This is a genomic window from Bacillus sp. MUM 116 (genome assembly GCF_001866655.1).
Lineage (GTDB): Bacteria > Bacillota > Bacilli > Bacillales > Cytobacillaceae > Neobacillus.
Genome location: NZ_MLYR01000026.1, coordinates 48,384 through 56,474 on the forward strand (window position 1 = coordinate 48,384; position 8,091 = coordinate 56,474).

General features: G+C 40.1%; 8 protein-coding genes, 2 tRNA genes and 1 rRNA gene. 1 reads left to right on the top strand and 10 read right to left on the bottom strand.

The window, feature by feature from the left end; translation table 11 throughout:
- Window positions 1-4: 4 nt before the first annotated feature.
- From BIV60_RS07320 to moaC, 3 genes are all read right to left on the bottom strand, one after another.
- Window positions 5-628, bottom strand: coding sequence for a YhbD family protein (locus tag BIV60_RS07320; protein ID WP_071355072.1), 624 nt, complete (start codon window positions 626-628; stop codon window positions 5-7).
- Window positions 629-741: 113 nt separating this feature from the next.
- Complete coding sequence (locus BIV60_RS07325; protein ID WP_071355073.1) at window positions 742-1,395, bottom strand: redox-sensing transcriptional repressor Rex; 654 nt, start codon at window positions 1,393-1,395, stop codon at window positions 742-744.
- Between the two features lie 33 nt (window positions 1,396-1,428).
- Window positions 1,429-1,923 carry a cyclic pyranopterin monophosphate synthase MoaC gene (moaC, locus tag BIV60_RS07330; protein ID WP_071355074.1) on the bottom strand — a complete coding sequence of 165 codons (495 nt, stop codon included), beginning with the start codon at window positions 1,921-1,923 and terminating at the stop codon, window positions 1,429-1,431.
- A 190-nt stretch (window positions 1,924-2,113) separates the two neighbouring features.
- Here moaC and BIV60_RS07335 point away from each other — a divergent pair, with 190 nt between their 5' ends.
- Complete coding sequence (locus BIV60_RS07335) at window positions 2,114-4,045, top strand: ABC-F family ATP-binding cassette domain-containing protein (RefSeq protein WP_071355075.1); 1,932 nt, start codon at window positions 2,114-2,116, stop codon at window positions 4,043-4,045.
- 713 nt (window positions 4,046-4,758) lie between these two features.
- Here the strand turns inward: BIV60_RS07335 and tsaD are convergent.
- The 7 genes from tsaD to rrf all read right to left on the bottom strand — a co-directional run bounded on the left by tsaD (window position 4,759) and on the right by rrf (window position 7,989).
- The gene (gene tsaD / locus BIV60_RS07340) at window positions 4,759-5,784 is read right to left on the bottom strand and encodes a tRNA (adenosine(37)-N6)-threonylcarbamoyltransferase complex transferase subunit TsaD (RefSeq protein WP_071355083.1); all 1,026 of its coding nucleotides are present in this window, start codon (window positions 5,782-5,784) and stop codon (window positions 4,759-4,761) included.
- Window positions 5,781-6,230, bottom strand: a complete 450-nt coding sequence (gene rimI / locus BIV60_RS07345; protein WP_071355076.1) for a ribosomal protein S18-alanine N-acetyltransferase — start codon at window positions 6,228-6,230, stop codon at window positions 5,781-5,783. Before rimI ends, tsaD begins: the two co-directional genes overlap by 4 nt.
- Before the next feature lie 6 nt (window positions 6,231-6,236).
- Window positions 6,237-6,950, bottom strand: a complete 714-nt coding sequence (gene tsaB, locus BIV60_RS07350) for a tRNA (adenosine(37)-N6)-threonylcarbamoyltransferase complex dimerization subunit type 1 TsaB (RefSeq protein WP_071355077.1) — start codon at window positions 6,948-6,950, stop codon at window positions 6,237-6,239.
- Window positions 6,947-7,402 carry a tRNA (adenosine(37)-N6)-threonylcarbamoyltransferase complex ATPase subunit type 1 TsaE gene (gene tsaE / locus BIV60_RS07355; protein WP_071355078.1) on the bottom strand — a complete coding sequence of 152 codons (456 nt, stop codon included), beginning with the start codon at window positions 7,400-7,402 and terminating at the stop codon, window positions 6,947-6,949. The genes tsaB and tsaE overlap by 4 nt, the downstream gene beginning before the upstream one ends.
- A gap of 152 nt (window positions 7,403-7,554) precedes the next feature.
- Window positions 7,555-7,628 (bottom strand) — tRNA-Asp (locus BIV60_RS07360).
- A 4-nt stretch (window positions 7,629-7,632) separates the two neighbouring features.
- Window positions 7,633-7,706, bottom strand: a tRNA-Met gene (locus BIV60_RS07365).
- 167 nt (window positions 7,707-7,873) lie between these two features.
- Window positions 7,874-7,989: ribosomal RNA gene (gene rrf, locus BIV60_RS07370) — 5S ribosomal RNA — on the bottom strand.
- Window positions 7,990-8,091 lie beyond the last annotated feature (102 nt).

An 8,091-nucleotide genomic window follows, 5' to 3' on the forward strand; every position in this document is an offset into this window, starting at 1 on the left:
TCCTTTATAGTAATTTCGATTTCATTTCTTCCATACAGGCCATTAGTGACAACTGAGCAACGATTTTCATTCCCTTTTCAAAATAAAAGGATTCTGTATTGATTAATAAAACACAGGTGGATACACCCAGCTTTCTTGTAATCACTAATTCAGCACTCTTTTGCTTAATCATTGATGCCTGATCCTTTAAGACTTGAAGGACCATTTTTCCTTCCTCCAGATTAATCTCGCCGGACTGTAGCAATTTATCTAATACAAACACTTCAAGCATTCTAGAAAAATTGAAGTTTAAGCTGCCTTTCTCATTCTCTAAGTAGAAGTTTATGACTGTTTCCGAAACAATGTTACGTTTTATTAATTCTTCTTTTGTTAAATTTAAGTCCGTAATATTAGGAGAAAACATATCCGCGAGCTCATCTAGCGACAGATTCTCTTTCATCGTTTGAATTTTATTGATCCTGTCGAGAATCTTTTCTTTTGGGAAAAAAGTTTCCTGTCCGGTAAACGTGGATTTCCGGATGAACCAGTCCTCTGGAATTAGGTCCTTCCGTTTCCACCGATACAACTGCCCATAAGAGATTCCTGCTAATTCCAACAAATCTTTTTTCGATATTAACTCCTCATTCATCGTTATGACCCCTTTCATATTCACAATGTAACATAACACTGTTACGTTGTAAATAGGCTTAGATGCATACAAAAAAACCTTTCCAGTGAAATGGAAAGGTTTATCTTTAAAATTTATTCTGCTATATCCGCTGTCGGGTAATGCTTTAAAAAATAAACAAGTGACTGAAGTTCTACCGCAAGGTCAATGTGATGAATCCGTATCGTGGACGGAACATTTAACCGCGCAGGTGTGAAATTTAAGATTCCTTTTACCTCAGACTGCACAAGCCGGTCCGTAATAATCTGTGCGACTGGAGCAGGTATGGTTAGAATGGCGACCTGAATATCTTCTTCAGCTAAATACTTCTCTAAATCGTCCATATGATGGACCGGTACGTCACCAATGGTTGTGCCCATTTTATTCGGATCCACATCAAAAGCACACGTAATTTTCGTATTATTATTTTTTAAAAAATTATAGTTTAAAAATGCAGTACCAAGATTACCAACACCGATTAAGGCAACCTTCGTCAGTTCATCCTGGTCCAATGTCTTTCTAAAAAAGGTTAACAGATAATTAACATTGTAGCCATAGCCTTTTTTCCCAAGGGCGCCAAAATAGGAAAAATCCCTGCGGATTGTTGCTGAATCCACTTTTACCGCTTCACTTAACTCTGCCGAGGAAACCCTTTGTTTCCCTGAAGCATATAGGTTTTGGATAAATCGATAATATAAGGGTAGACGTTTTGCTGTTGCTTGTGGAATTTTCATTGTTTCATTCGACATATTCCTTCTGCACCCCCGCATAAATGGTTTCTTTTATAATACTTCGGTTCGTTTAAAATCACCGTTTTTACCACCGGTTTTTTCAACTAAATAGGTCGGTCCAATCACCATGCCCTTATCGATTGCTTTACACATATCATAGACGGTCAGTGCACAAGCAGAAGCGGCTGTTAGCGCTTCCATTTCAACACCCGTATTTCCTTTTGTTTTAACGGATACGGCAATACCTAATTTATACAATTCTTGCTGTTCAGGTTCCCAGGAAAAAGAAATATTAACCCCTGTTAATGGAATCGGATGACACATCGGAATAATGTCCCATGTCTTTTTGGCCGCCATGACACCGGCAACCTGTGCTACTGCAAGGACGTCTCCTTTTTTCATCTCATTGTGGGTAATTTTCTCAAATATTTCTTTACTGACGGTAATACTGGAATGAGCTAATGCGGTGCGGGCAGTCTCTGGTTTATCACTTACGTCCACCATTTTTGCTCTGCCTTCTTCATTAAAATGAGTAAATTCTGCCATTGAAAAAATTCCTCCTATCAAATCATACACTATTTTTCCGTCAATGTGTGTGAAACTTTGAACGAATCCTTTTAAAATTTTTAACATTTTACCGACATTTTTGGTCGTTTACAGCGAACATAGCCCGCACTTTATTGCCGACACTCTGGGAATACGGTACACTATCTCTATGTAATAGAGGTGAAAAACAATGATTTTATTGCAAGTGAATCAATTAGCAAAATACTATGGTGCTGACCTTATTTTATCGAATATAAAATTAGAATTACAAACGCGGGACCGGGTCGCTTTAGTGGGGCGAAACGGAGCAGGAAAGTCGACGTTGTTAAAAATTATCGCTGGACAATTGTCCCATGATGGCGGAGAAATTATCAAGCCCAAAGAAGTGACAATTGGTTATTTAGCGCAAAATACGGGACTTGAGTCTAATTTATCCATTTGGGAAGAGTTGCTGACCGTGTTTGAACCACTACGTGCTATGGAAAAAAATCTGCGCCAGCTCGAGGAACAAATGGCGGACCCGGCTGCCATCGCTGACACGAATAAATATGAGCGGATTCTAAAAGAATATGACCAGCTTCAAGTGAAATTTAAGGAACAGGGAGGATATCAGTATGAGGCAGATATCCGCTCTGTCTTACACGGATTAAACTTTCCCGATCACTCCTTAATGATTGCATCTTTAAGCGGAGGACAAAAAACCCGTTTGGCCTTAGGTAAATTGCTGTTAACCAAACCGGATATTTTAATTTTGGACGAACCTACCAACCATTTGGATATCGATACCCTCTCATGGCTGGAGCAATATCTGCAAAGCTACGATGGAGCGATTTTGATTGTATCCCATGACCGCTATTTCTTAGACAAGGTCGTGACACAGGTCTATGAGGTTTCCCGAAAGCAAATCCAAAGATATATGGGCAATTATAGTGCTTACCTTGACCAAAAAGCAGCGAATTATGAACGCGACATGAAGCTTTATGAAAAGCAGCAGCAAGAAATCTCCAATTTACAGGATTTTATCCAGAAGAATTTAGCCCGTGCTTCAACCACGAAACGAGCTCAGAGCCGCCGAAAAAAGCTTGAGAAAATGGAAATTCTCGACCGGCCGTTAGGAGATGAAAAATCAGCTTCCTTCTCGTTTGAAATCGAAAAGCAAAGTGGGAATGATGTGTTAACGGTCGATTCACTTGCTATCGGGTATGATGAAGAAAAAATTTCAGCAGGAATCTCTTTCCGTGTCTTTCGGGGCGAGAGCATTGCCCTTGTCGGCCCAAACGGGATTGGAAAATCGACACTTTTAAAAACGATTATTAAGAAATTACCTGCTTTAGCCGGAAATATCCTTTACGGGACAAATCTAGCGATTGGTTATTATGATCAGGAGCAGGCAGAATTGACCTCTAATAAGCGGGTTTTAAATGAACTGTGGGATGAATATCCGCTGAAAAGTGAAAAGGAAATCCGTACCGTATTAGGTAATTTTCTCTTTTCCGGTGATGATGTTTTAAAAATTGTCTCTACTTTAAGCGGCGGCGAGAAGGCACGGCTGGCTCTTGCCAAACTGATGCTGGAAAAGGCCAATCTATTAATATTGGACGAGCCTACCAACCACCTGGATTTGGATAGCAAGGAAGTTCTTGAGAATGCATTAATCGATTATCCGGGAACCATATTATTTGTTTCCCATGACAGATATTTTATTAACCGAATTGCCACTAAGGTGGTCGAACTAAGCCGGGATGGCAGCAATGAATACCTTGGGGATTATGATTATTTTTTAGAAAAAAAACTGGAGCAGGAAGAGATTGCGGCACTAGAGGCTGCTGCTTCGGCTGCCGCTGCCGCAAAAAAGGCCGGACAGGAGGATGCTTCCGAGAAGAGCTCTTATCAACAGGATAAAGAAAGTAAAAAGCTCGAGCGGCAGCGCAAACGAAAGTTAGAAGAAATTGAAATGAAAATTGAAGGTCTTGAGGAGCAAATTCAAGGTTACGAGGAGCAATTATGTGACCCTGAGATCTTCCAGGACCACGAAAAGGTGTTAGGAATTACCCAGTTGAATGAAAAAGCGAAACAGGAACTCGAACACTTGATGGAAGAGTGGGCGGTGCTTGCCGAATAAGTTTTGTTTGTCCTTCATTGAATGGTGGAGGACATTTTTGTTGGTTCTTAAAGTGTTTTGTCTCGCTTAGGCTTCATGAAGACCATTTTCTTTGCTTTGATGATAAGTGTTGGCCTTCATTGGCTTGAAAAAGGACATTTTTTTCCTCCTCTTAGGAGATTTTGTCCTAAAAAACTCTTTTTGGGACATTATCTTGCTCCTACTAAGCTTATTTGTCCTTAAAAACTTTTTTTAGAACATTTTCCTGTTCCACCTAAGCAAAATTGTCCTTAAAGATATTTTCCCGATTTCCCTTAAACATTTATCCACAAAGTTTATAGGTCCTAAAATCATATTCAACATCTATTTACACATTATTCGACAATATCCACAAACATCAATAACAATTCGACAAAATACATTCTAATGTGAACAACTTTGAACGATTTTTCGACATTCCGAGCTTAAACATGTTAATATGTCCACCTTTTCCACAAGTTTATTCACATAATAAACTACAATCACTACACAGTTTTTTTAACTTTTCCACATTACCCACACTAATCCACATACTTATCCACACTATTCACACTTTACACAGCTTTATCCACTAATTTTGAATTGCTAGAAATGTCGAATAATTATTTATCCACAAAATTTTAGCTTAATTGATTTACACTTTTGAACCTTCTCCTCTTTTCCACAAAAAAAAGCTCCTCTGTTAAACAGAAGAGCTAATCATTATATAAATCAATCTCTAATCCAGGAATCGCATTAAGCGATAGTTCTGCCCGAACACCTTTTTCAAACATAATACTTCCTGCAGCTGCAATCATGGCTGCATTATCCGTGCATAAAGATATAGGAGGTATAACTAATTCTATCTCGGGATAATTAGAGAATACCTTATCCAATGCGCTGCGAAGCCCTTTATTAGCTGCCACCCCGCCGGCTAATAATACCTGTTTCACCTTATATTCAGCGACGGCTCTTTCCGTCTTTTTCACTAGAACATCTATTACGCTTTCTTGAAAACTGGCTGCTAGGTTTTCTGGTGCAATGGTCTCGCCGCGCTGCTCGGCATTATGCACAGTGTTAATAACAGCGGATTTTAACCCACTGAAACTAAAATCATAAGATCCTTCCTCTAACCAGGCACGAGGTAAATCAATTGTCGGACTTCCTTCATGTGCAAGACGGTCGATATGCGGGCCCCCGGGATATGGAAGGTTCAATGTTCTTGCCACCTTGTCATAGGCCTCCCCAGCCGCATCATCTCTTGTCTCACCGATGACTTCAAAATGCCCGTGTTCCTTCATGTAAACAAGTTCAGTATGCCCACCGGAAACTACAAGTGCAAGCAATGGAAATTTCATTTCGGTTACTAAGCGGTTCGCATAAATATGCCCGGCAATATGATGAACCGGTACAAGCGGGAGATTATGAGCAAAGGCAAGGGCTTTTGCTGCATTCACTCCGATTAATAGAGCGCCTACCAATCCAGGACCTTCTGTAACTGCGATCGCATCCATATCCGATATGGAGAGATTCGCCTGACTTAATGCTTCTTCAAGGACAATCGTCATTTGCTCAACATGATGTCTTGAAGCAATTTCAGGGACAACCCCGCCAAACCGTTTATGACTTTCTATTTGCGAGGCAACAACATTTGCGGCAATCTCCTTGCCATTTTTAATAATGGCCACTGCTGTCTCATCACAGCTTGTTTCTATTCCTAAAATCCACTGGTCTTTTTTCATAAATTCACCCACATTACTAAAGCATCTTCCTGATTATCAGAATAATAATTTTTTCGGATTCCGCCGTTTTGAAAGCCAAACTTCCGATAGAGAGATTGAGCAATCTGATTGGTCACGCGCACTTCGAGAGTCATGCTTTTTGCCCCCATTTCCCTCGCTTCAGCCATCATTTTTTGCAGCAACGCTTCCCCCAGCTTTTTGCCCCGATACTCCGGCAGAATAGCAATATTGGTTACATGGGCTTCATCAATAACAATCCAAGCACCGCAATAGCCAATAATTTTGTCGTTTTCTTCAAGTACAATATAAACTGCAAATTTATTATTATTAAGTTCATTATAAAAGGCTTCACGGCTCCATGGAGTTGTAAAGGACGCATGCTCCACTTCTAAAATCTGATCAATATCCTCTTCCCTCATATAGCGAAAAACATAAGAATCTACCATATTTCTCTAATCCTGTCCTTTTAAAATTTTCCCCTTAGCCTCTAACCACTTGGCTTCCGCCTCAGCTAAGCGAATATAATTCGGAACAAATGAATGGACATCTTCTTCAGTTTGATTTTGACCCAATAAGGCCAGCACCGATGGGCGGGGATTATGTTCCGTCAATGCTGCAAATACACCCTTGGAGCCTAAAATTTCAGCAATTTTCTGTTGGTGGATAGATAGGTCATTTCCAACAAAGAGAATAGGCCTATCCATCTTTGTTAAGTATTGCGCCCAATCTACCAACATTATTAATTGATCCTGTTCAACAGTTAGGAGCTCACCATTTTTATATTGGTACAATCCTGTATAGACTTGTCCTCTTCTGGCATCAAACAAAGGGGATACATAGCCATCAAAGTAACGGCCGGTTCCAGATGCTAAAATTTCCAAACTTGAAACCCCTACAAGCGGAATTTTCAATGTCCAGGCCAATGTTTTTGCTATCGTTACCCCAATTCTCACACCTGTATATGAACCAGGGCCTTTTGCTACTACCACTTTCGTTAAATCAGCAGGTACACGGTCACAATCCCGCATTAACGTCTGAATAGCAGGCATTACTCGAATGGAGTGATTTTTTTTCAAATTCGTCATATATTCGCCAAGTACCTGATTTTCCTCTATAAGCGCTACACCTAGGGTATAATTAGAGGTATCAATTGCTAAAATCGTCATGAAAAAATCTCCTTACATAATTGCTCATAACGTTCCCCTATTGGAACAAAAACCATCTTTCTATTTTCCTGGCCCTCATGGTATAAGAATACTGTCAACCGTTCATTTGGCAACTGTTCTTCAATTAAATGAGCCCATTCCACTACTGTAACTCCATCGCCTTCAAAGTATTCATCAAAGCCAAGATCTTCAAAGGTATCTGCTACCCGGTATACATCCATATGATAGAGAGGCATTCTGCCGGAATATTCTTTTATGATTGTAAAAGTCGGACTGTTTACTGTCCGCTTAACCCCTAAGCCCAGTGCTAATCCCTTTGTAAAAGTTGTTTTTCCCGCACCCAAATCCCCTTCAAGTGTAATAACATCCCCGGGCTGCAATTGCTTAGCCAATTTAGCGGCAAACCTTGTTGTTTGATTTGAATCCGTTGTATTTAGTTCGTATTGCTTCATTCCATCACCTTTTTACTTTAGCATGACATTATCTTCATTTTACCTTATTTATGTGCAAAAAAACCTTAGGATTTCTCCTAAGGATGAAAAATCTATGTAATCAAGTTGTTTTAAAAATAAAAAAATACGAAACACTGTTTCGTACTTAGTGACGGTCTGGACGGGACTCGAACCCGCGACCTCCTGCGTGACAGGCAGGCATTCTAACCAACTGAACTACCAGACCAATATTGCGGAGGCAGGATTTGAACCTGCGACCTTCGGGTTATGAGCCCGACGAGCTACCAGACTGCTCCACCCCGCGATAATAGAAAATATTAAGATTGGATTAAGCTCCAAGCTTAACGACCGCCCCGATTTCAGAAAGATGATTCAAGATGCGGTTCAATCGATGCGCTGTGGATAATTCGAAGAAGATTATTCGAACGTGCTCCACCCCGCGACGATAAAAATTATTATTTAAAAATAACAGCCTGGCAACGTCCTACTCTCACAGGGGCAAGGCCCCAACTACCATCGGCGCTGAGAAGCTTAACTTCCGTGTTCGGTATGGGAACGGGTGTGACCTTCTCGCCATTATTACCAGACTATTTATCAGACACTATTTTATTATAATGTCTTTTCGAAATTTTTCAAGAGGAAATTTTTTTTTTTCATTCCCTCAAAACTAGATAATGCAGAAGAAGTTT